Source organism: Actinomadura sp. B10D3 (assembly GCF_039871695.1).
Taxonomy (GTDB): Bacteria; Actinomycetota; Actinomycetes; order Streptosporangiales; family Streptosporangiaceae; genus Spirillospora; species Spirillospora madurae.
Window position 1 is genome coordinate 84,648 of the sequence record NZ_JBDPLY010000023.1, and the last position, 22,439, is coordinate 107,086.

The following is a 22,439-nucleotide window of genomic DNA, read 5'->3' on the forward strand; positions in this document are numbered from 1 at the left end:
GCGCCCGCGCCCGCGCGGCTCCAGCATGAGGACGTGCTCAGAACCCTCATGATCGCGGAGTATCTGCGCCCCTACGCGCAATGGCGGATCAACCGCCCGGACCCCTGCGACGGCGGCCGCAACGCCCGCGCCGCGATCGGCCTGATCGACGCCGCCGCCTACGTGAGCCGGCTGGACGACAGCGAACGCGTCATCGTCCGCATGGCCATCGCCGGATGCTTCGCCCTCGGCCGCTTCAACCCGGGCGCCGAGGGCGAGAACCTCATCCGCTTCTGGCACTACGACGACGCCTCGGGCACCCCGGCCGACCTCCTCGAAGCCCTGGCCGACTGCGCCGAGCGCGGCCTGCGGCATCAGGCGCCGCAGCCCCGCAAGGGCCGGACGACGGTGGCGTGACCCGCGTCCGGCGCCCGTGGAGAGGTAAGCAACCGCCGCGCCGCGATCGAGGAGTTCTACACGAACACCATCGCCGGCGGCGCCAAGCTCAGCCTGGACGGCCCCATCCGCGGCTCGCACGGCGACCGCGCCGCGATGGCCTTCACCATCGACGTGACCGGCCTGCGCATCCGCGCCATCGACGTCATGACCTTCGGCGCCGACGGCAAGATCGTCCGGATGGACGCCCACTGGGTCCGGACGACATCGAGAAGACCTGACCGGCACCTCCTCCCGGCCGTGGCAGGGTGGGGAGGTGCCCGTGCTCTATGTCATCGCCTGCGGCGGCCGTCCGGCCGCGGACCTCCCCGCGTTCGTCGAAGGGCTCCGCTCGGACGGCTGGACGGTGTGCGCCGTCTCCACCCCGTCCGGCCTGAAATTCCTGGACGCCGCCCGGCTCGCCGAGATCACCGGCCATCCCGTCCGGTCCGACTACAAGCGGCCGGAGGAGCCCGACGTCCTGCCGCCCGCCGACGCGATGGCGGTCGTGCCCGCCACGTTCAACACCGTCAACAAGTGGGCCCACGGGACCAGCGACACGCTCGCTCTCGGCCTCCTCAACGAGGCCGTCGGCCTGGGCCTGCCCATCGTCGCGGCGCCCTGGCCCAACGCGGCCCTGGCCCGCCACCCGGTCTTCGCACGCAGCGTCGCCGAACTCCGCGCGTGGGGCGTCACCGTCCTGCTGGACCCGTCCTGGCTGCCGGCGCCGGGTTCGGAAGGCGGCGCCGAACGCGCGTTCCCCTGGACGCGGCTCCGTGACGTCCTGGCCGATACCTTGACCCGCCTCGAACCATCCTCCGCATGGAGGTTTCGCGCGCCCGCTCGGGGGGCCAAGATCGTGGGTATGACGATCAACGAGTCGCCCGAGCAGGCCCTGGTCCGGCTGGGGCTCGACGGGGTGAAGCCGCCGGACCCGGTCGGCCGGTTCGTGTACGGGGTGCCGGCCGGCGGGTTCTTCTTCGTGTCCGGCACCTACGGGACGCGCAAGGACGCGGACGGGCGGGACCACCTGCCGATCACGGGCAAGCTCGGCCGGGACCTCACCGTCGAGGAGGGGCGGGCGTCGGCGCGCCTGGTGGCGATCAACCTGCTCGCCATGGCCCGCGCCGAACTGGGCAGCCTCGACCGCGTCGCCCGCGTGGTGCGCCTGGCGGGCTACGTCAACAGCGCCCCCGGCTTCGCCGAGGCGCCGGCCGTCCTGAACGGCGCGTCCGACCTCCTGATCGACGTCTTCGGCGAGGAGCTCGGCACGCACGCCCGCATCGCGCTCTACCAGCCCGACCTGCCGGGCGAGGCCCCGGTCGCCGCGGAGCTGACCCTCCTGCTCAGAGACGACGTCCAAAGCGACTGACCCGAGGCGACCGCCCGAGCACCGGTCAGAGCACGATGGGGCTCGGGCGTTCCAGGAGGACGACGTCGCCGGCGGCCATGAAGGCGGCCGGTTCCGGGGCGTAGGAGATCGAGCCTGGTCCGCCTGCGGTGTCGGTGGGTGCCGCTACGCTCCCGGAGCATGATCAATTCGAGCGGCGCCCTCCCGGACGAAACCGAGTACCAGGACGTCGTCTCCCTCCTCTCAGGACTGCGCACGACGCCGCCGCGGCAGATGGTCAGCGCCTATCTCGTCCCGACGGAGACGCACTGGGTCGCCGAGTGCTGTGCCGCGCCGCACTCGCTGCCGCGCGACCTGCTGCTGCGTTCCCTCTCACGATCCTGACGGCGTGACAGGCCCGGTCCAGCGGCGGTAGGCGGCCCCGGGGTGATCGCCCGGGGCCTTGCGCGTCACTCCTCGTCGGGGGTCTCCTCGTCGGGGGTCTCCTCGTCCGGGGGCGCGGCGCCGATCGGGCCGCTGATGGCCGTCAGGGGCTTGTCCAGCTTCTCGCCGGACCCGTCCCGGCGGCCCATGGCGACGTTCAGCATCGCCGGTTTGCCGTTGGCGGCCGCGGCGCGCAGCGGCGTCGGCGCCGCCCAGGCCTGGAGCAGCACGTCCTCGCCCTTGAGAAAGCGGTGGGCGCGGACGCCGCCGGTGGCGCGGCCCTTGGACGGGAAGTCGGCGAAGTCGGCCAGCTTGATCGCGCCGGTCTGGGTGCCGGGCAGGGCCGAGGACGAGCCGGAGACCGTGATGACGCGGGCCTCGCGGGACGGGTCGAGCGCGCCGAACCACAGCACGCTCGCGCCCGCGCCCAGCTTGATGCCGGCCATGCCGCCGGCGGCCCGGCCCTGCGGCCGGACGAGGGACGCCGCGAAGTGCAGCAGCTGGGCGTCGGTGGTGATGAACACGAGGTGCTGCTCCTCGGAGAGCAGCTGGACGGCGCCGACGACGCGGTCGCCCTCCTTGAGGCCGATCACCTCGAACTCGTCGCGGTTGGCGGGGAACTCGGGGGCGACGCGTTTCACCACGCCCTGCGCGGTGCCGAGCGCCAGCCCGCCGCCCTCCTCGCCGACCGCGGCGATCCCGACGACCGTCTCGTCCGGTTCGAGGTCGACGTACTCGGTGACCGGCGCCCCGCCCGCCAGGGACGGGGGCGTGGCCGAGGGCGGCAGCGTCGGCAGGTCGAGGACGTCGATGCGGATCATCCGGCCCAGCGACGTCACCGCGCCGACCTGGCCGCGCGCCGTGGACGGGACGACGGACGTCAGCACGTCGTGCGCCGCGCGGGGGCCGCTGTCGGGCAGCGGGCCGGCGTCGTGGGTGCGGGCCATGAGCCCGGTGGACGACAGCAGCACCGTGCACGGGTCGTCCGCGACCTCCAGGGGGACCGCCGCGGCGGCGGTGTGGCCCGAGGATTCGAGGAGGATCGTCCGGCGCGGGGTGGAGAACTCCTTGGCGACGTCGCCCAGCTCCCTCGAGACGACCCCGCGGAGCTTGCGCTCCGACTCCAGGATCGCGGTCAGCTTGGCGATCTCCTTGGCGAGCTGCTCCTTCTCCTTCTCCAGCTCCAGGCGGTCGTAGCGGGTCAGCCGGCGGAGCGGGGTGTCCAGGATGTACTGCGCCTGGACCTCCGACAGCTCGAAGATCTGCATGAGGCGCTGCTTGGCCTGGGCGGCGTCGTCGCTCTGCCGGATGACCTGGATGACCTCGTCGATGTTGAGCAGGGCGACGAGCAGGCCGTCCACCAGGTGGAGGCGGTCCTCGCGCTTCTTGCGCCGGAACATCGAGCGCCGCCGCACGACCTCGATGCGGTGGTCGACGTAGACCTGGAGCATGTCGCGCAGGCCGAGGGTGCGGGGCTGGCCGTCGACCAGGGCGACGTTGTTGATGCCGAACGTCTCCTCCATCGGCGTGAGCCGGTAGAGGTCGGCCAGCACCGCCTCGGGGTTGAAGCCGTTCTTGATCTCGATGACCAGGCGGAGGCCGACGTTGCGGTCGGTGAGGTCCTTCAGGTCGGAGATGCCCTGGATCTTCTTGGCGTTGACCAGTTCCTTGATCTTCGCCTTGACGCGCTCGGGCCCGACCGCGTACGGCAGCTCGCTGACGATGATGCCCTTGCGGCGGGGTGTGACGTTCTCGATGGTGACGGTGGCGCGGGTGCGGAACGTGCCCCGGCCGTTCGCGTAGGCGTCGCGGATGCCGTCCAGGCCGACGATCTTGCCGCCGGTGGGCAGGTCGGGGCCGGGGACGAAGCGCATGAGGTCGTCCAGGCCGGCCTCGGGGTTGTCGATCAGGTGCCGGGCCGCGGCGATGACCTCGCCGAGGTTGTGCGGCGCCATGTTGGTGGCCATCCCGACCGCGATCCCGGACGCGCCGTTGACCAGCAGGTTCGGGAACGCGGCGGGCAGCACCTCCGGCTCCTGCTCCTGCCCGTCGTAGTTCGGGCGGAAGTCGACCGTGTCCTCGTCGATGGACTGGACCATCAGCATCGCTTCGCGGGACATCCGGGCCTCGGTGTACCGCATGGCGGCGGGCAGGTCGTCGCCGCCGAGCGAGCCGAAGTTGCCGTGCCCGTCCACGAGCGGCATCCGCATCGCCCAGGGCTGCGCCATCCGCACCGTCGCGTCGTAGATGGCGCTGTCGCCGTGCGGGTGCAGCTTGCCCATGACCTCGCCGACGACGCGGGCGCACTTGACGTGCCCGCGGTCGGGGCGCAGCCCCATCTCGTTCATCGAGTACAGGATGCGGCGCTGGACGGGCTTCATCCCGTCGCGTGCGTCGGGCAGCGCCCGCTGGTAGATCACCGAGTAGGCGTACTCGAGGAAGCTGCCGCGCATCTCGTCGGAGACATCGACGTCGACGATGTTCTCTTCGAAGTCCGGCGGCGGTGGAGGGGCTTGGGATCCGCGTCGTGCCATGCCCCACATTGTGGCCGGTCCCGGGGACATCTTGGGCCCCGCCCCACCGGTGTTCCGCCCCGCCCGGCGGATCGATCCCGTTTCGTCACCTGCGCGGACCTGGCAGATTGAGCACCGACGGTTTCGGTTTCCCCTGGTGGAGGTTTCTCTTGAGCGGTCTGGCCGACTTCCAGAACTCGATCTATCTGCAGGGACTCGGGGACGTCCGGCCCGCGCTGCCCACGGACCTGACGAAGCTGGAGGGCCTCGCGGAGCGGTCCCTCTCGGCGCAGGCGTTCGGCTACGTGGCGGGGGCGGCGGGGAGCGAGGCGACCGCGCGGGCGAACCGGGCCGCGTTCGACCGGTGGCGGATCGTCCCGCGGATGCTGCGGGACGTCGCCGAGCGGGACCTGTCGGTGACCGTGCTCGGGACAGCGATGCCGTCCCCGGTCCTGCTCGGCCCCATCGGCGTGCAGTCCATCCTCCATCCGGACGGCGAGCCGGCCGTCGCGCGGGCGGCCGCCGCCGAGGGGCTGACCATGGTGCTGAGCACGGCGGCCTCGTACAACATCGAGGACGTGGCGGAGGCGAACGGCGACGGGTCGCGCTGGTACCAGCTGTACTGGCCGAAGGACCGGGAGCTCGCCATCAGCTTCCTGGAGCGGGCCAAGGCGGCCGGGTACACGGCCCTCGTCGTCACGCTCGACACGGTCACCCTGGCGTGGCGCCCGCGCGACCTGGACCAGGCCTACCTGCCGTTCCTGAAGGGGATCGGCGTCGCGAACTACTTCAGCGACCCGGTCTTCCAGAAGGCCGTCGGCGGGCCCGTCACCGACGCCAACCGGGACACGGCTCTCCTGCACTGGGTCGCCAACTTCGGGAACCCCGGCCTGACCTGGGACGACCTGATCTTCCTGCGGGAGCACTGGGACGGCCCGATCGCCCTCAAGGGCATCCAGCACCCCGACGACGCCCGCCAGGCGGTGGACGCCGGAATGGACGGCGTCATCGTCTCCAACCACGGCGGGCGGCAGGTGGACGGGGCGGTCGGTTCGCTCGACGCCCTGCCCGGCGTGGTCGACGCCGTCCGCGACCAGGCGACCGTCCTGTTCGACAGCGGGATCCGGACGGGATCGGACATCGCCAAGGCCCTCGCGCTGGGCGCCAAGGCCGTTCTGGTCGCGCGCCCGTACGCGTACGGGCTGGCGCTGGGCGGCCAGGCGGGCGTCCAGCACGTCCTGCGCTGCCTCCAGGCCGAGCTGGAGCTGACCATGGCCCTGTCCGGCGTGAGGCGTCCGGACGAGCTGAACCCGGACATTCTCGTGCGCGCCTGAACTTACGCGCCCGCGATGCAGGTAAGGAGACGCGCATGCGCTGGCCTGATCACGCCATCTGGTGGCACGTCTACCCGCTCGGGTTCACCGGCGCCGAACGCGAGGCCCTACCGGGCGGTGCCTCCCCGCGGCCGCGGCTGGCACGGCTCGAAGGCTGGCTCGACCACCTCGTCGGGCTCGGCTGCAACGGGCTCGCGCTCGGGCCGGTGTTCGCGTCCGAGACGCACGGCTACGACACCGTCGACCACTATCGTGTCGATCCGCGGCTCGGCACCGAGGACGACCTGCGAAGGCTCATTGACGCGGCGTCCCAGCGAGGTGTCCGGATCCTGCTCGACGGCGTCTTCAACCATGTCGGACGCGGTTTCGGGCCTTTCGCCGATGTCGCGGCCCAAGGCGAGGCGTCCCCGTACAGGAAGTGGTTCCACGCGGACCTGCGCACGTTCGAAGGCCACGACCGTCTCGTCACGCTCAACCATGGGGAACCCGAGGTCGCCGACTACGTCACCGGTGTCATGACCCACTGGCTGGAGCGCGGCATAGACGGCTGGCGCCTCGACGCCGCCTACGCCGTCCCGCCGGACTTCTGGCGGACGGTCACGGACCGCGTCCGCGTGAGCTTCCCCGAAGCGTGGCTGCTCGGCGAGGTCATCCACGGCGACTACGTGAGCTTCGTCGACCGGACCGGAGTCGACTCGGTCACCCAGTACGAGCTGTGGAAGGCCATCTGGAGCTCCCTGAACGACGGCAACTTCTTCGAACTGGCCCACGCGCTCGACCGCCACAACGGGATGCTGGACTCGTTCGTCCCGCAGACATTCGTGGGTAACCACGACGTGACCCGCATCGCCAGCCGCGTGTCCGAACGTCACCTGCCCCACGCGCTCGTGATCCTGCTGACCGTGGGAGGCGTACCGTCCATCTACGCCGGGGACGAGTTCGCCTTCGAGGGCATCAAGGAAGAACGCGAAGGCGGAGACGACGCGATACGGCCGGCCTTTCCCGACCGTCCCGAGAACACCCCTGGCCATGGCGGCCCGCACCACCGCCTCCACCAGGAGCTGATCGGTTTGAGGCGCCGCCACCCGTGGCTCGTCCGCGCCCGGACCACGATGGTCACCTTGAGCAACACGACCCTCTCCTACACCGTGGGTCACGACGCGGAGCGGCTCGCGGTCGTCCTCAATCTCGGCGACGAACCCGCGGAAGCCGATCTGCCCGGCGCCGACTGGACGTGCATCGCCGGCGGAGCCTCCTTCACCAAGGACGGCGCCGCCATCCCGCCCACCGGGTGGGCGATAGCCGAACCATGACATTTGTCAGTGGCCGCCCCTGCGTTCCTCACGATCGCCTTCTGACGCCTGTGACTGCACGTCCGCACGGCCACCGGACAGCATGGACACCATGAAGGCACCCGTGATCGAGGTACGCGACCTGGACCTGAACGAGGCCGTGCGCAGCGTCTCCTTCACGGTGGCGCAGGGGGAGGTCTACGCGCTGCTGGGCCGCTACGGCTCAGGCAAGACGACGCTTCTGGAGATGCTCGCGGGACTCCGGCGTCCGACCGGCGGAACCGTGCGCCTCCGCGGCGCCGACCCCTACACCGACCGCGACGCCGCCCGCGCCGGGGCCGTCTGGCACGACGGCGGCCTGTTCCCCGGGCTGACCGTCGCCGAGGTCGTCGGCACCTGGCGGCGCTGGACGCTCGACCCGCTCACCCGCGACGAGGCCCTCCGGCTGGCGCGCCTCACGCACGTCGCCGACGTTCCCTTCGAACGCCTGACCGCGGGGCGGCGACGCCTGCTCGACCTGGCGCTCGCCCTGATCGGACGGTCGGACGTGCTGTTCCTCGACGAACCCACCGCCGGCCTCGACGCCGCCGCGGCGCGCGAGGTGTGGGCCGTCCTGCTGACGCTGGCCGCGGAGGGCGTCACCGCGGTGGTCGCGACCCGTGATCCCGACGAGGCGTGCCGCGCCGACCGGGTCGGGGTCCTGGACGAGGGATGCCTGGTGACCGGCCGGGACGCCGCCCGCCTCCGGGCCGCCTGACCGCCGGCCGGACGCCGCGCGACCGCCGTGCCCGCCGCATACGCTGGGCGCGTGCAGCCCCGGATCCCGCGCCTCACCGCCATCGCCGCGATCATCGTGGGGATGACGGCGTTCACGCTGGCCGGACTCCTGCTGCCCGCGCTCTGGTACGAGATCGCGCACCGGCGCGACCCGGGACTCCTGATCATCGCCGTCACCGGGACCGGCGCCGCGTTCGTCCTCTACGCCCGGCTCCTGTGGCAGAACCTGATGCGCCGCACCGCCCCCGCGCACCGGCTCGGCCTCGCCGCGATCGGCGCGATCTGCTGGGCGCTGCCGCCGCTGCTCGGCACCGGCCAGGGCTGGGGCAACGCGCTCCTCGTCCCCGCCGGGCTGATCGCCGTCGTCCTCCCGCTGCGCGAGGCGGTCGCCGTCACGGCCGCGGCGACCGTCCTGACGCCCCTCTACGGGGCGTTCCTGGGCCTTCCGCCCCTCGCCGTGCTGTACGAGGTGACGGGCGTGCCCCTCGCCGCCTTCTCCGGATACGTCACCGTCTGGCTGTTCCACGTCGTCCAGGAACTCCGCGAGGCGCGCGCCGAGCTGGCCCGCTCCGCGGTGGGGGAGGAACGGCTCCGCTTCGCCCGCGACCTGCACGACGTCCTCGGCCACAGCCTCCAGGCCGTCGCGCTGCGCGCCGAGGTCGCCGAGCGGTTCGTGGAACGCGACGACGGGCGCGTCCGCAAGGAGCTGACCGAGATCCAGACCATGGCCCGGGACGCCGTCCGCGACGTCCGGGAGGTCGTCCGCGGCTACCGCACCACGTCCCTGCGCACCGAGCTGGACGGCATGTCCGCCGTCCTGCGCGCCGCCGGCATCCGCTGCGAGCGCCCCGAGGTGTCGCCGTCGCTGCCCGCCCACGTCCACGAGCCGCTCGGCTGGGTCGCCCGCGAGGCGGCCACCAACGTCCTGCGGCACTCCAGCGCCACCTGGTGCGAGATCAGCGTCCGCACCGGCCGGGACGGCGTCCGGCTGGAGATCGTCAACGACGGCGCCGCGCGCCGCGCGTCCGCCGGCGGCACCGGCCTGGCCGGCCTCGGCGAACGCCTCGCCGCCGCCGGCGGCGAGTTCGCGGCCGGTCCCGCGGGCGACGGGACGTTCCGGGTGACCGCCGCCGTCCCCGCGGAGGGAGACGCATGATCCGCGTGCTGCTGGCCGACGACCACCTGCTCATCAGGGAGGCGCTCGTCCTGCTGCTGGAGACCGAGGACGGCATCGAGGTCGTTGCCGACGTCGGCCGCGGTGACGAGGCCGTCGAACGCGCCCTCGGCCTCAAGCCCGACGTCGCCGTCCTCGACATCGACATGCCCGGCCTCGACGGCCTCGCCGCCGCCGAGCGCCTCGCCCGCGACCTGCCCGGCTGCCGCCTGGTGATCGTCACCGCGCACGGCCGCCCCGGCAACCTGCGCCGCGCCATGGCCGCCGGCGTTCGCGGTTTCCTCGGTAAGGACGCCCCCGGCCGCCGCCTCGCCGAGGTCATCCGGCAGGTCGCCGCGGGCGCCCGCTACATCGACCCCCAGCTGGCCGCCGACGCCCTCGCCGCCGAGGAATGCCCCCTCACCCCGCGCGAACTCGACACCCTCCGCGCCGCCGCCGACGGCGCCCCCGTCTCCCGCATCGCGCGCACCCTCGGCCTCTCCGAGGGCACCGTCCGCAACTACCTGTCGTCCGCCGTCACCAAACTCGGCACCGACAACCGCCACACCGCCGCCCGGACCGCCCGAGATCTCGGATGGCTCTAGTTATTGGCATTTCTCTCCTCCTTCGGGCGCTGGGCGCCCTCCATCGTCGAGAAACGCGGGCGATCGCTGGCATCGCTCCGGCTCGCCTGGCGGCTCGCTGCGCGATCAGGGTCTCGCTTCGCTCGCCCCTGCCTTCGGACGCGATCGCGGTGGCCCGGTCGACGCGTGGTTGCGGTGATGGCCGGGCTTTCAGCGGCGGGCTAGGACGAGGGAGCCTCGTTTGGTTACGGGGAGAGGGGTGTTGAGCTGGGTGGCGGCCTCGGCGGCCTGGGGGCGGGGGACGTGGCGGGCTATCAGGTAGTCGCGGACGGCCGCCGGGTCGGGGAGGGTGAGCAGCGGGGCGTCCCAGCGCTCCACCTCGACCTCGCCGAAGACCTCGCAGACGCGGGCCGGGGCGTCCTCGGCGTCGAAGGGGGTCGGCTCGGGACGCCAGACGGGGGCCAGTTCGGGGCTGTCGGTGCGGCAGATCGCGGTGACCAGCAGCAGCCCGCCCGGGGCGAGGACGCGGCGGGCCTCGCGGAGCGCGCCGCGCGGGTCGTCCAGGTGGTAGAGCATGTTGACGGCCACGGCGGCGTCGAACGCGCCGTCCCGGAACGGCAGGCGCAGCGCGTCCGCCTGGACGCGCGGGGGCGGGTGGGCGCGCAGCAGGACGCCGGACGCGTCCAGCCCCACGAACGTGAACGGCGGCGGGTCGGGGAGCGCGCCGGCGAGGGCGCCCTCCCCGCAGCCGATGTCCAGGACGCGGGACGCGCCCGAGTGCAGCAGCTTCGAGGCGATGTGGTCGTGCAGGCTCCGCGCCCCGATCAGGTACTTCCCGGTGACCCTGCTGGCCAGGCGGAAGCGCTCCGGGTCTGAGTCGTAGTCGGGTGTGAGGGCCATGCCGTGAGTTTGCCCGAAGAACCGCTGCGGAAGCGTGTCAGGCGGTGACGCCTCCGTCGACGACGAGGTCGTGCCCGACGACGTGGGACGCGGCGTCCGACGCCAGCCACAGGATCGTCTCCGCCACCTCCGAGGTGTCCGCCACGCGGCCGGACGGGGCCGACGCGCGCATCCGCTCCGCCCGGCCGGCCGGGGTCTCCCCGGGCCGGAGCGACATCGGGGTGTCGCTGGCCCCCGGGCTGACGGCGTTGATGCGGACACCGTCGGCGATGTGGTCGAGGGCGGCCGTGCGCGTCAGGACGCTGACGCCCGCCTTGGAGGCCGCGTACGCCGCCAGCCCGGGGCGGCGCCCGTGCGGCCCGATGTTGGACGAGACGTTGACGATCGCCCCGCCGCCGTGGGCCCGCATGTAGGCGACCTCGTGCTTCAGCGAGAGGAACGTGCCGGTCAGGTTGGTCGCGAGGACGGCGTCCCAGGCGGCGGTGTCGATGTCGGCGACGGGACCGGCGCCGGCGAGGATCCCGGCGTTGTTGACCGCGACGTGCAGGGCGCCGTGGCGCGCGGCGACCGTCTCGACCATCCGGGCGGCGGAGGCGGGGTCGGTCACGTCCGCGACGACGTGGTCGGCGTGGCCGGGCCCGATCTCCTTGACGGCCTCGGCCAGGGTGGTCGCGTCGCGCCCGGCGAGGACGACCGTGGCGCCCTCGCGGGTGAACGCCCGGGCTGTGGCGCGGCCGATGCCGCCCGCGCCGCCGGTGATGAGGACGACCGCGTCACTGAATCGCATGGTGGACTCCAAATACTAGATCGATCGGTCTTGAATAAGGGCCGGAAGAAGCCCCGCCGAACGGCGGGGCGGTGGACGGTCAGTCGAAGAGGGCGATGGCCTCGCGGGTCGCGCCCCGGAGCCGGCCGTCGTCGGCCGGTGCGCGCCCCAGGACGCGCATGCCCTGGAAGAGGACGAGCAGCAGGCGGGCCAGCGCCCGCGGGTCCTTGCCGGGAGGCAGCTCCCCCTGGGCCCGCGCACGGGTCAGGGCCGAGGTGAGCGATGCCTCCAGAAAGCTCCAGCTCGCCTCGACGAGCCGCGCGGCGTCGGCGTCGTGCGCGGCCAGCTCGACGGCCGTGTTCACGACGAGGCAGCCGCGCCGCGGACGGTCGCGCCCGGACTCCTCGGCGAAGCGCTCGATCAGTTCCCGCACCGCCGGCAGCACGGGGCCGGGGCGCGACAGCGCCTCGGCGATCTGCGGGTCCGTGAGCTGGACGTAGCGTTCGAGGGCCTTCAGGTACAGCTCGCGCTTGCCGCCGAACGTCGCGTACAGGCTGGCGCGGGCGACGCCGAGGTGGGCGACGAGGTCGGCCATGGACGTCGCCTCGTACCCGCGCTCCCAGAACAGCTCCAGGGCACGCTGCAGGACCGCGTCCGGGTCGAACTCCTTCGTCCGTGCCATGGCACGGACCTTAGACCGTTCCAGAACGAACGGTCAAATATCGGCCTTGGGGCGCGCCGAGACGAACGGGCGGTCGAGGTCGAGGGCGTCCAGGACGGACCCGTCGGCGGCCAGCGCCTCGACGACCGGGCCGCGGCGGGCGCCCCACACCACCACGACGTGCCCGTGCTCGGGGACGTCCAGGATCCGCTTGCCCACCCGGACCCGCACGACCTCCGCCGAGGCCCGCAGTCGCGCCTCGTTCACCCACTTGGCGCCCCACGGCAGCAGCCGGTTGGAGTTGCGGACCGTCCGGCCCGAGCCGTACTTGAGCAGGTGGCGCCCCATCTCGCCGGACGAGCGCCGGGCCAGCGGCTCGGCGGGGGCCGACCCGCCTGCACCGCCCAGTTCGCGCCACTCGCCGTCGCGACGGTGGAACGTCCAGCCCTCGATGAACGCGGAAGCGGCGTCCCCCCACTGGTGCAGGAACGTGACGACGGCGACGTCGCCGTCCATGTCGAGCCCGAGCGGAAGGAAGTCCCGGCCCTCCTCGAAGGTGGCGGGAGCGGGGACGGGGAGGCCGTCCCTGAGGAGCCGCATGCACTCCTCGTGCACCTCGTGGTCGTTCATCTGGGGGACCTCTGATCATGCAGGCAGGGCAAAGGGCCCTCCCGCAAGAGGGCCCCCACGTGCCCCTCACTCTAGAGGTCCGGCTCGTCTGGTTTCACCCGTCTGAGGTACTCCCGTCAAGGCTTTGCCATCCGGGCTTCACCCTCTGGACGATCTCGTGCTCGCCGGCCCGGGCGCCCGCGCGGGCAGGGCGATCGCCGCCCGGGGATGAGAGCGATCGGTGTCACACCCGATGGATTTGCGGTCAGTGGCGTCGAGCCGGTTAACTGCTGACATGCCTTCCGTACGCCTGTGCCGCGAGCACCGCCCGCCCATGCCGCGGGCCACGCGGCGTACGTGTTGCCGGCGAATGTGTGACCGCTGAGGGCCCCCGCCCGAGCCTCGCGCCCCGAAGCGAGCCCGTCCCGACACCCGAGCCGCGCATGAGCATCGAACACCACCTGCTGGGCCACGCGCCGTACCCGCCCGGTCTCTCCTGAGCGCCCCGCGCCGCCCGGCCACGTCCTGATCCGCGCCGCCCGTCCGGTGGCCCCCGTCCGCATGGGTGATTCCCTGTGATTCAGATCGAGAAACTTCGTAAGGTCTACCGCGGCCGAGGCCGCGAGGTGACCGCCGTCGACGGCGTCGACCTGGCCGTCGCCGAGGGCGAGGTCTTCGGCGTGCTCGGCCGCAGCGGTGCCGGCAAGAGCACCCTGCTGCGCTGCGTCAACCTGCTGGAGCGTCCGGACGAGGGCCGCGTGGTGGTCGGCGGCCGGGACCTGCTCGCGCTGCGCGGCGGGGAGCTGCGCAGGGCGCGCCAGGGCATCGGCATGATCCACCAGCACTTCGGCCTGCTCGGCAGCCGGACGGTCGCCGGGAACGTCGCGTTCCCGCTGGAGGTCATGGGCGTCCCGCGCGCGGAGCGGGCCGGACGCGTCGCCGAGCTGCTCGACCTCGTGGGGCTGGCCGAGCACGCCGGGGCCTACCCGGCGCAGATCTCCGGCGGGCAGAAGCAGCGCGTCGGCATCGCCCGCGCCCTCGCCGGACGGCCGAAGGTGCTGCTGTCGGACGAGGCGACGTCCGCGCTCGACCCGGAGACGACCGCGTCGATCCTGGAGCTTCTGCGCGACCTCAACCGGCGCCTCGGCCTCACCGTCCTGCTGATCACCCACGAGATGGACGTGGTCAAGCGCATCTGCGACTCGGCCGCGGTCATGCGGGACGGCCGGCTCACCGAGTCGGGGCCGGTCCGGGAGCTGCTCGCCCGGCCCGGCTCCGAACTCGCCCGCGGCCTGTTCCCGCTGCCGCCGGCCGAGCCCCGCGACGGCACGACCGTCATCGAGGTCACGTTCACCGGCGAGGCGACCGGGGAGCCGTTCGTGTCGGCGCTGGCCCGCAAGTACTCGGTCGACGTCAACATCCTCGGCGGCGCCGTGGAGACCGTCGGCGGCGAGCGCGTCGGCAGGCTCCAGCTCGAACTGCCCGGCGACCCGTCGCTCAACGCCGCGCAGCTCGCGTTCCTGCGCGAGTCCGGACTGGCCGTGGAGCTGAAGAACCCCGCACAGGAGGACCCCCGATGAGCTGGGACGAGGTCATGCCGCTGCTGTGGCCGGCGACCGTGGACACCCTCTACATGACCGGCGTCGCGACGCTGCTCACCGCCGCGTTCGGGCTGCTGCTCGGCGTGCTGCTGGTGGTGACCGAGCGCGGCGGGCTGCTGCCCGCGCCGCCGCTCAACGCCGTGCTCGGCGTGGTCGTCAACGTCGGCCGCTCGCTGCCGTTCCTGATCCTGATGGTGGCGATCATCCCGTTCACCCGGATCGTCGTCGGCACCAGCATCGGCAACGCCGCCGCGATCGTCCCGCTGACCGTGGGGGCCATCCCCTTCTACGCCCGGCTCGTCGAGATCGCGCTGCGCGAGGTCGACCCGGGCGTGCTCGCCGCGGCGGACGCGATGGGCGCCACCCGCCGGGAGATCGTCGGCAAGGTCATGCTGCGCGAGGCGCGGCCCGGCCTGGTGTCCGGCCTGACCGTCACCGTCATCGCGCTGATCGGCTACACGGCCATGGCCGGGACGGTCGGCGGCGGCGGGCTCGGCAACCTCGCCGTCGTCTACGGCTACGAGCGCTTCGAGACCAAGGTCATGGTCGCCACCGTGGCGCTGCTGATCGTCCTGGTCCTGCTCATCCAGGCCGCGGGGGACATCGTCGCCCGCCGTCTCACTCACAGGTAACGCACAGAAAGGCACCCCTCGTGCTCCGCAAGATCACCACCGCGCTGGCCTCCGCCGTGCTCCTCGCGGGCCTGACCGCCTGCGGATCGTCGTCGGCGTCGGACGACCCGGACGCGCCGCTGAAGGTCGCGGTCAACCCCGTCCCGCACGGCGACATCCTCACCTACGTCAAGAACGACCTCGCCGGCAAGGCCGGCCTTGAGCTCGACATCGTGACCTTCAACGACTACCAGCAGCCGAACACGGCGCTGAAGGAGAAGCAGGTCACCGCCAACTACTTCCAGCACGTACCGTTCATGGAGGAGTTCGAGAAGAAGTCCGGGACGAAGCTGGCGTTCGTCGCGCCCGTCCACCTGGAACCGCTCGGCGTGTACTCCAAGAAGGTGAAGGACCTGCAGTCCGTTCCACAGGGCGCGACCGTGGCCGTCCCCAACGACCCGGCCAACGAGGGGCGCTCGCTGAAGCTGCTCGCCGACAACGGCCTGCTCACACTCAAGCCGAACGCGCCCGCGAGTGCGACCGAGCGGGACATCGCGAGCAACCCCAAGGGCCTGAAGTTCAAGCCGCTGAAGGCCGCGCAGCTGCCCCGCTCGCTGGAGGACGTCGACCTGTCGGTGATCAACGGCAACTACGCCATCGAGGCCGGACTGGCGCCGAACAAGGACGCGCTCGTCGCGGAGAAGGCCGAGGGCAACCCGTACGCCAACGGCATCGTCACGCTGCCGGAGAACAAGGACGACCCCCGCGTGAAGAAGCTCGTCCAGCTGCTGCAGGGGCCGGAGGTCAAGAAGTTCGTCGAGGACAAGTACAAGGGGTCGGTTCTGATCGCGACCTGAGCCCGGTGACCCCCTTCGCGCGGAAAGCGACGCCGGATGTCCGCCCGCCCTGATAGGACATGTGCCGACGATCTCGCGAAAGGGAACCATGGGCGTATACGAGCACCTTGAGGAGTATGTCGGCCTGCCGGTGGCCACGTTCAACGAGGACACCGGCGCCGAGGAGGAGGACGACGACGGGCGCGGCGCCGATCCCGTCACCGGAGCGGACCTCCCGCCCGCCGGCGAGGCCGCCTGGTTCGTCGGCACGTCCTTCGACGAGGAGGCGTTCGGTGACGTCTTCGCCCGGTTCCTGAAGACCGTCGACACCACCGAGATCACCGCGCTGATCATCGGCTACTGGGGCGCGTCCTACGACGACGGCGCCGCCGACCCGGTCGCGCTCCTGACCGAGGCGGCCGCGTCCTTCCCGAGGCTGCGGGCCCTGTTCCTCGGGGACATCACCGGTGAGGAAGCGGAGATCTCCTGGATCGAGCACTCCGACATCACGCCCCTGTTCGCCGCGTTCCCCGGCCTGGAGCGGTTCGAGGTGCGCGGCGCGCAGGGGCTCGTCCTCGAACCGGTGAGCAGCGAGCGGCTGAAGGTGCTGCGGTTCGAGTCGGGAGGGCTGCCGGCCTCGGTCGTGCGGGCCGTCGGGGCGAGCGAGCTGCCGAACCTGGAGCACCTCGACCTGTGGCTCGGCGAGGAGAACTACGGCGGCGACACGACCGTCGCCGACCTGGCGCCGTTCCTGAGCGGCGAGCGGCTGCCCGCGCTGCGCCACCTCGGCCTGGAGGACAGCGAGATCCAGGACGAGATCGCGGCGGCCGTCGCGGGCGCGCCCGTCGTGGCGCGGCTGGAGTCGCTGAGCCTGGCGATGGGCATCCTGACCGACCAGGGCGCCGAGGCGCTGCTGTCCGGCCAGCCGCTCACCCACCTGCGCAAGCTCGACCTGCACCACCACTTCCTGTCCGACGCGATGGTCGAGCGGGTGCGGGCGGCGCTGCCGGGCGTCGAGGTCGACCTGGACGAGCAGGAGAAGCCGGACGGCGACTGGCACTACATCGCGGTCTCCGAATGATCCAGGAGCGCCTGTCCACCTTCGCGGGACTGCCCGTGCACACCTTCGACGGCGAGCCGGACGGCCCGCTGCCCGCGCCCGAGGACGTCGCCTGGGGCGTCTACCACCACGTCGCCGACAACGGCGTGTGGGGCGCGGAGGTCCCGGAGAACCTCGACCTCTTCCTGGAGAAGGTCGACACCGCGCGGGTCACCCACCTCGTCATCGGCTTCTGGGGGTTCGACCCCGAGGAGTTCTCCCCGGTGGGCTGGCTGGTGGACAACGCCGAGCGCCTGCCGAACCTGCGGGCGCTGTTCCTCGGCGACATCCTCGACTGGGACCTGCACATCTCCTGGATCAAGAACGGTGACATCTCGCCGCTGTTCGAGGCGTACCCGGACCTGGAGCACTTCGAGATCCGCGGTGCCTCGGACCTGCGGTTCGAGCCGATCCGCAGCGAGCGGCTCACGGTGCTGCGGATCGAGTCGGGCGGGCTGCCGGCCGAGGTCGCCCGGACGGTGATGGCCGGCGACCTGCCCGCCCTGGAGCACCTGGACCTGTGGATCGGGTCCGAGTGGTACGCCGGGTCGTCGGAGGCAGGCGACTACGCGCCCGTCCTGACCGGTGAGCGGTTCCCCTCGCTGAAGCACCTCGGCCTGGAGAACGGCCCGTTCCAGGACGAGCTGGCGGAGGCCCTCGCGAGCGCACCGGTCGTCCCGCGGCTGGAGTCGCTCAGCCTGGCGATGGGGATGCTCAGCGACCGGGGCGCCGAGGCGCTGCTGGCCGGGCAGCCCCTCACCCACCTGCGGAGGCTGGATCTCCACCATGCCTTCCTGAGCGAGCCGATGGTGGAGCGGCTGAAGGCCGCCCTGCCGGGAGTCGAGCTCGACCTGCGCGACGCGGTGGGCAAGGCGGGATGGGTCGGTGACGAATGGGCCGCGAGCGCCCTCTACGTCGCGGTGTCGGAATGACGTTCGCGGTGGTCGGGACGCCCGGCGACCGGCGTCCCGTGCTGTTCGCGCGGGCGTGCCGGTCGGCCGGGCTGCCCGCGCCGCGGCTCGTCCCCTGGACGGACGTGCTGAGCGGCGCCCCGCTCGCCTTCGAGGAAGGCGACCTGGTCCGCATCGACTCGCCGGGTGAGGACCCCGCGGCCGACGCGCTGCTGCGCGGCCCGGGCGAGCCCGCCCGGGTGGGCGGCGGGGCCCGCTGGCACCGGACGTTCTCGGCCGCTCTGCGCCGCCTGGCGTCGTCGGCCGCGGCGTCCGGCGCCCGGATCCTCGGTGACGTCGAGGAGATCGGGGTGATGTTCGACAAGCGGCGCGCGCACGCCCGGCTGCTGTCGGCCGGGGTGCCCGTCCCGGCCGCGCTGCCCGGTGTCGACGGGTATGCGGCGCTCCGCTCGCGGATGGACGAGGCGGGGGAGCGGCGGGTGTTCGTGAAGCCGGCGCACGGCTCGTCCGCCTCCGGGGTGGTCGCCCTGCAGACCGCCCCTGGCCGGGTGAGGGCCGTGACGTCGGCGCTCCTGGCGGGGGACCGGTTGTTCAACTCCCTGCGCGTGCGCTCGTACGAGACCGAGGAGGAGGTCGCGGCGCTGATCGACCTGCTCGCGCCGGACGGCCTGCACGTCGAGCGGTGGCTGCCGAAGGCCACCCTCGGCGGGCGCGTGTTCGACCTGCGCGTGGTCGTCGTCCGCGGGGAACCCACCCACGCGGTCGTCCGGACGAGCCTTTCCCCGATGACCAACCTGCACCTGGGCGGCGCCAGGGGAGATCTCGGCGCGGTGCGGAGCGCGCTCGGGGAGGACGGCTGGCGCCGGGCGCTGGACGTGTGCGCGCGGGCGGCGGCCTGTTTCCCGTCCAGCCCGATGGTCGGAGTCGATCTCCTTGTCGGGCACGGGCTGAAGCGGTTCTCGGTGTGCGAGGTGAACGCCTTCGGCGACCTGCTCCCGGGGCTGACCGGCTTGCCCGGAAGCTCCGCCGAGGGGCTCGACACCTATGCTGCCCAGGTCAAGGCCGCCATGCCGGAGATCGCCGCCGCATGTACGACATGAACGAGATCATCGGCAGCCACGACGTGCTGCTGGTGACCCTCGACACGCTGCGCTACGACGTGGCCGCCGAGCTCGCCGCGTCCGGCAGGACGCCCATGCTCACAGGTCTCCTGCCGGGCGGCCGCTGGGAGCGCCGCCACACGCCGGGCAGCTTCACCTACGCCGCGCACGCCGCGATGCTGGCGGGGTTCCTGCCCACCCCCGCGTCGCCCGGACCGCATCCGCGCCTGTTCGCCGGGGCGTTCCCGGGCAGCGAGACCACCGCCACCGGCACGTGGACGTTCGACGCCGCCGACCTGCCGTCCGGTCTCTCCGCGGCCGGCTATCACACGGTCTGCGTGGGCGGCGTCGGGTTCTTCAACAAGCTGACGCCGCTCGGTTCGGCACTGCCGTCGCTGTTCGCGGAAAGTCACTGGGAACGCGCGTTCGGCGTCACCGATCCGGACGCCCTGCCCAACCAGATCGACCGCGTCGCCGAGATCGTGGCGCGGCAGCCTGCCGAGCGCCGCCTGTTCTTGTTCCTGAACGTCGCGTCCCTGCACCAGCCCAACTGGTTCTACCTGGACGGCGCCACAAGCTCGGCCGGCGATACGCGGGCGAGCCACGCCGCCGCACTCCGGCATGTCGACGCCCATATCGGCCGGTTGTTCGAACTGATGCGCCGTCCCTGCTTCGTCATCGTCTGTTCCGACCATGGGACGGCGTACGGAGAGGACGGCCATGTGGGTCACCGCATCGGCCACGAGGTCGTCTGGACCGTTCCTTACGGGGAGTTCGTTCTGTCGTGAAGCCCTACCAGGGGTACGTGTACGCGTACCCGCACAAGACCGCCTACCGTCCATTGCGACCCGCGCCCACTCTCCGGGACGTGTGGGCGGGGGAGGTGTTGGACGCGCTCTTCCTCTACCTGCACGTGCCCTTCTGCGAGATGCGGTGTGGCTTCTGTAACCTCTTCACCCGCACCGGTGCCCCCGAAGAGCTGACCGGCGCCTACCTGGACGCGCTCGACCGGCAGGCCACGAGCGTGCTGGACGCCCTGGACGGGCCGGCGTTCGCCACCGCGGCGTTCGGCGGCGGAACCCCCACCTACCTCACGGCGCCCGAACTGGAACGGCTCTGCGACATCGCCGGACGGTTCGAGGGCTTCGGCTCCGGTCCGCTGGGCGTGGAGACGTCCCCGGCGACCGCCACCACGGACCGGCTGACCGTCCTCGCCGAACGCGGGACGACGCGCGTCTCCATCGGGGTGCAGAGCTTCCTGGACGAGGAGGCGCGTGCGGCCGTCCGTCCACAGAAGCGCGCCGACGTGGAGGCCGCGCTGGACCGGATCAGGGCCGTCGGCTTCCCCGTCCTCAACATCGACCTCATCTACGGCATCGACGGGCAGACGCCCGCGACATGGATGCACTCCCTGGACGCCGCCTTGGTGTGGCGTCCGGAGGAGATCTATCTGTACCCGTTGTACGTCCGTCCGTTGACCGGCCTGGGGCGCCGGGCCCGCGATTGGGACGACCAGCGCCTCACCCTCTACAGGATCGGACGCGACCACCTTCTGGCCGAGGGCTACGAGCAGGTGTCGATGCGCATGTTCCGGCGGCCCTCCGCTGACGCGGGCGGGACGGAGTACTGCTGCCAGACGGACGGGATGGTCGGCATGGGCTGCGGCGCTCGCTCCTACACGTCCCGCCTGCACTACTCCTTCGAGTACGCGGTCGGGGCCGGGCAGGTGCGTTCCATCATCGACGACTACGTGCGCGAGACCGACTTCACCACCGCTCGCGTGGGGTTCGAACTGGACGACGAAGAGCGCCGGCGCCGCCATCTCGTCCAGTCCCTTCTGCAGGTGGAGGGGGTGGACCGGGACGCCTACCGTGCGCGCTTCGGCTCCGACCCGCTGGACGACTTCCCCGGCGATCTCAAGTCGTTCGCAGATCGGGAGTGGCTGGAGACGTCCGAAACCACTGTGAGGCTGACACCGGAAGGGCTCGCCTACTCCGATGCCATCGGCCCGGCCCTGTTCTCGTCCCGTGTCCAAGCCCTGATGGACTCCTACGAGGCGCGGTGATGGAACACCTGACGATCCTCTACCGGGGGCCGCTCGCAAGCTGCGACTACGACTGCCCGTACTGCCCGTTCGCCAAGCGCCGTGACACGCCGGAGCAACTCCGCGCCGACCGTGCCGCGCTCGAACGCTTCACAGAGTGGGTCACCGAGTGCGGCCATCGCGTCTCCGTCCTGTTCACGCCGTGGGGGGAGGGGCTCGTACGGTCCTGGTACAGGCGTGCCCTCACCGAGCTGAGTCACCTTCCGCACGTCGAACGGGTCGCGATCCAGACGAACCTGAGCCACCGCGTGTCCTGGACGGCCGATGCCGACCTCACGCGGCTGGCGTTGTGGGCGACCTACCACCCCGGCCAGGTCCCCTACGAACGCTTCCTGGGCAAGTGCCGAGAGCTGGCGGCCCGCGGCGTCCGCTTCAGCGTCGGGATCGTCGGGCAGCCCGACCATCTCGACGCCGCCCGCCGCCTGCGCGCCGACCTGCCGGCCGGAACCTACCTGTGGGTCAACGCCGCCGAGGGACGCGTCTACGACGACGCCGAGGCCGCGTCCTGGACGGAGATCGACCCGCTGTTCCCGGTGAGCCGCCGCCCGCACGCCAGCCGCGGGCTCCCGTGCCGGACCGGCGACGGCGTCGTGTCGGTGGACGGCGACGGCACGGTGCGCCGCTGCCACTTCGTCCCGTCCGTGCTGGGCAACCTCTACGACGGCTCGTTCCGGGACGCCCTCGCGCCGCGCCCCTGCCCGCTGGACACGTGCGACTGCCACATCGGCTACGTCCACCTCGAACCGCTGGGCCTCTACGACACGTTCGCCGGAGGCGTCCTGGAACGCATCCCCGCCCTGCTCGGGCGGGCCTGAACCGTCGGCCGCCGCGGTGCCGGCCCGGCCCGGCGGCCGGGCGTCGGCCCGAGCCGGTCATCGCAGAGCGGGCGGTTCCCGTGCACGGCCGCCCCGGAGGGCGCATGCTTGCGTTTAGCCGGCGAGCCTAGGCGGTTCCGTGGACCATCGAGAACGACCCCACTTCATCCTCGCGCTGAAACCCGTGGACGCGGCCGTGCGCGCCGCACGCGACACGGTGCGCGCGGCGCTGGACGGCTGGAACCGCGCCGACGTCAACGGCGACCTGGAACTCATCACCAGCGAACTCGTCACCAACGCGATCCGGCACGCGAACTCGATCACGCTCGTCCTCTACCTGCTCGATGACGCGACCGCCATGGTCGAGGTGTGGGACGACAACCCGCAGGGCCCCGCCGCGCCCGTCGTCGACCTCCACGCCGAGGGCGGGCGCGGGCTCATGCTCGTCGGCGCCCTCGCCCGCTCCTGGGGCTGGCGTTCGACCGCCGGTGGGAAGGTCACCTGGGCGCAGACCGTCACGTCGTGAAAGGGCGGGCGTCCTCTGGTTACTGGGGAAGTGCGACCAGGGGACGCCCGCCGGGCCGG

The 22,439-nt window shown here is 72.3% G+C and carries 24 protein-coding genes; 18 read left to right on the forward strand and 6 right to left on the reverse strand.

The features are described from left to right. Positions 1–33 precede the first annotated feature (33 nt). The gene (locus tag ABGB11_RS29155; protein WP_347637885.1) at positions 34–396 is read left to right on the forward strand and encodes a hypothetical protein; all 363 of its coding nucleotides are present in this window, start codon (positions 34–36) and stop codon (positions 394–396) included. 56 nt (positions 397–452) lie between these two features. On the opposite strand, the gene ABGB11_RS29160 is transcribed toward ABGB11_RS29155, so the two are convergent. Then, entirely contained in the window at positions 453–605 is a 153-nt protein-coding gene (locus ABGB11_RS29160) for a hypothetical protein (RefSeq protein WP_347637887.1), read from the reverse strand. 86 nt (positions 606–691) lie between these two features. Here ABGB11_RS29160 and ABGB11_RS29165 point away from each other — a divergent pair, with 86 nt between their 5' ends. Both ABGB11_RS29165 and ABGB11_RS29170 read left to right on the forward strand, forming a co-directional pair. Beyond that, positions 692–1,786, forward strand: coding sequence for an Atu1372/SO_1960 family protein (locus ABGB11_RS29165; protein ID WP_347637889.1), 1,095 nt, complete (start codon positions 692–694; stop codon positions 1,784–1,786). Between the two features lie 159 nt (positions 1,787–1,945). Next, positions 1,946–2,149 carry a hypothetical protein gene (locus ABGB11_RS29170; protein ID WP_347637891.1) on the forward strand — a complete coding sequence of 68 codons (204 nt, stop codon included), beginning with the start codon at positions 1,946–1,948 and terminating at the stop codon, positions 2,147–2,149. Positions 2,150–2,214: 65 nt separating this feature from the next. On the opposite strand, the gene ABGB11_RS29175 is transcribed toward ABGB11_RS29170, so the two are convergent. Further along, the gene (locus tag ABGB11_RS29175) at positions 2,215–4,722 is read right to left on the reverse strand and encodes a DNA topoisomerase IV subunit A (protein WP_347637893.1); all 2,508 of its coding nucleotides are present in this window, start codon (positions 4,720–4,722) and stop codon (positions 2,215–2,217) included. Positions 4,723–4,871: 149 nt separating this feature from the next. Between ABGB11_RS29175 and ABGB11_RS29180 the strand changes: the two genes are divergently transcribed. From ABGB11_RS29180 to ABGB11_RS29200, 5 genes are all read left to right on the forward strand, one after another. Further along, complete coding sequence (locus ABGB11_RS29180; RefSeq protein WP_347637895.1) at positions 4,872–6,035, forward strand: lactate 2-monooxygenase; 1,164 nt, start codon at positions 4,872–4,874, stop codon at positions 6,033–6,035. Positions 6,036–6,070: 35 nt separating this feature from the next. Next, complete coding sequence (locus tag ABGB11_RS29185) at positions 6,071–7,348, forward strand: alpha-amylase family glycosyl hydrolase (RefSeq protein WP_347637897.1); 1,278 nt, start codon at positions 6,071–6,073, stop codon at positions 7,346–7,348. Between the two features lie 91 nt (positions 7,349–7,439). Continuing rightward, entirely contained in the window at positions 7,440–8,084 is a 645-nt protein-coding gene (locus tag ABGB11_RS29190) for an ABC transporter ATP-binding protein (RefSeq protein WP_347637899.1), read from the forward strand. 51 nt (positions 8,085–8,135) lie between these two features. Further along, positions 8,136–9,260 (forward strand): histidine kinase, encoded by a 1,125-nt coding sequence (locus ABGB11_RS29195; RefSeq protein ID WP_347637901.1) that lies wholly within the window; start codon positions 8,136–8,138, stop codon positions 9,258–9,260. Then, a complete protein-coding gene (locus ABGB11_RS29200) occupies positions 9,257–9,862 on the forward strand; it encodes a response regulator transcription factor (protein WP_347637903.1) in 606 nt (201 codons plus the stop codon). Before ABGB11_RS29195 ends, ABGB11_RS29200 begins: the two co-directional genes overlap by 4 nt. Before the next feature lie 189 nt (positions 9,863–10,051). Here the strand turns inward: ABGB11_RS29200 and ABGB11_RS29205 are convergent, their stop codons facing one another. From ABGB11_RS29205 to ABGB11_RS29220, 4 genes are all read right to left on the reverse strand, one after another. Next, positions 10,052–10,741: a class I SAM-dependent methyltransferase gene (locus tag ABGB11_RS29205; RefSeq protein WP_347637905.1), complete on the reverse strand. Its 690-nt coding sequence runs from the start codon at positions 10,739–10,741 to the stop codon at positions 10,052–10,054. A 37-nt stretch (positions 10,742–10,778) separates the two neighbouring features. Then, positions 10,779–11,528 (reverse strand): SDR family NAD(P)-dependent oxidoreductase, encoded by a 750-nt coding sequence (locus ABGB11_RS29210; protein WP_347637907.1) that lies wholly within the window; start codon positions 11,526–11,528, stop codon positions 10,779–10,781. 79 nt (positions 11,529–11,607) lie between these two features. Next, positions 11,608–12,189 (reverse strand): TetR family transcriptional regulator, encoded by a 582-nt coding sequence (locus ABGB11_RS29215; protein WP_347637909.1) that lies wholly within the window; start codon positions 12,187–12,189, stop codon positions 11,608–11,610. Positions 12,190–12,222: 33 nt separating this feature from the next. Further along, entirely contained in the window at positions 12,223–12,798 is a 576-nt protein-coding gene (locus ABGB11_RS29220; RefSeq protein ID WP_347637911.1) for a hypothetical protein, read from the reverse strand. A gap of 554 nt (positions 12,799–13,352) precedes the next feature. Between ABGB11_RS29220 and ABGB11_RS29225 the strand changes: the two genes are divergently transcribed. The 10 genes from ABGB11_RS29225 (at position 13,353) to ABGB11_RS29270 (ending at position 22,380) form a co-directional block, all read left to right on the forward strand. Then, complete coding sequence (locus ABGB11_RS29225) at positions 13,353–14,357, forward strand: ATP-binding cassette domain-containing protein (protein WP_347637913.1); 1,005 nt, start codon at positions 13,353–13,355, stop codon at positions 14,355–14,357. 53 nt (positions 14,358–14,410) lie between these two features. Continuing rightward, positions 14,411–15,010: a methionine ABC transporter permease gene (locus ABGB11_RS29230; RefSeq protein WP_347638005.1), complete on the forward strand. Its 600-nt coding sequence runs from the start codon at positions 14,411–14,413 to the stop codon at positions 15,008–15,010. A gap of 20 nt (positions 15,011–15,030) precedes the next feature. Then, on the forward strand, positions 15,031–15,846 hold the full coding sequence (locus ABGB11_RS29235) for a MetQ/NlpA family ABC transporter substrate-binding protein (RefSeq protein ID WP_347637915.1): 816 nt from the start codon (positions 15,031–15,033) through the stop codon (positions 15,844–15,846). Positions 15,847–15,934: 88 nt separating this feature from the next. After that, positions 15,935–16,906, forward strand: a complete 972-nt coding sequence (locus ABGB11_RS29240) for an STM4015 family protein (RefSeq protein ID WP_347637917.1) — start codon at positions 15,935–15,937, stop codon at positions 16,904–16,906. Beyond that, complete coding sequence (locus ABGB11_RS29245) at positions 16,903–17,856, forward strand: STM4015 family protein (RefSeq protein ID WP_347637919.1); 954 nt, start codon at positions 16,903–16,905, stop codon at positions 17,854–17,856. The genes ABGB11_RS29240 and ABGB11_RS29245 overlap by 4 nt, the downstream gene beginning before the upstream one ends. After that, a complete protein-coding gene (locus ABGB11_RS29250) occupies positions 17,853–18,935 on the forward strand; it encodes an STM4014 family protein (RefSeq protein ID WP_347637921.1) in 1,083 nt (360 codons plus the stop codon). The genes ABGB11_RS29245 and ABGB11_RS29250 overlap by 4 nt, the downstream gene beginning before the upstream one ends. Beyond that, the gene (locus tag ABGB11_RS29255; RefSeq protein WP_347637923.1) at positions 18,932–19,723 is read left to right on the forward strand and encodes an STM4013/SEN3800 family hydrolase; all 792 of its coding nucleotides are present in this window, start codon (positions 18,932–18,934) and stop codon (positions 19,721–19,723) included. Before ABGB11_RS29250 ends, ABGB11_RS29255 begins: the two co-directional genes overlap by 4 nt. After that, complete coding sequence (locus ABGB11_RS29260; RefSeq protein ID WP_347637925.1) at positions 19,720–21,000, forward strand: STM4012 family radical SAM protein; 1,281 nt, start codon at positions 19,720–19,722, stop codon at positions 20,998–21,000. Before ABGB11_RS29255 ends, ABGB11_RS29260 begins: the two co-directional genes overlap by 4 nt. Continuing rightward, entirely contained in the window at positions 21,000–21,854 is an 855-nt protein-coding gene (locus tag ABGB11_RS29265) for an STM4011 family radical SAM protein (protein ID WP_347637927.1), read from the forward strand. Before ABGB11_RS29260 ends, ABGB11_RS29265 begins: the two co-directional genes overlap by 1 nt. 139 nt (positions 21,855–21,993) lie before the next feature. After that, the gene (locus ABGB11_RS29270) at positions 21,994–22,380 is read left to right on the forward strand and encodes an ATP-binding protein (protein ID WP_347637929.1); all 387 of its coding nucleotides are present in this window, start codon (positions 21,994–21,996) and stop codon (positions 22,378–22,380) included. Positions 22,381–22,439: the final 59 nt, after the last annotated feature.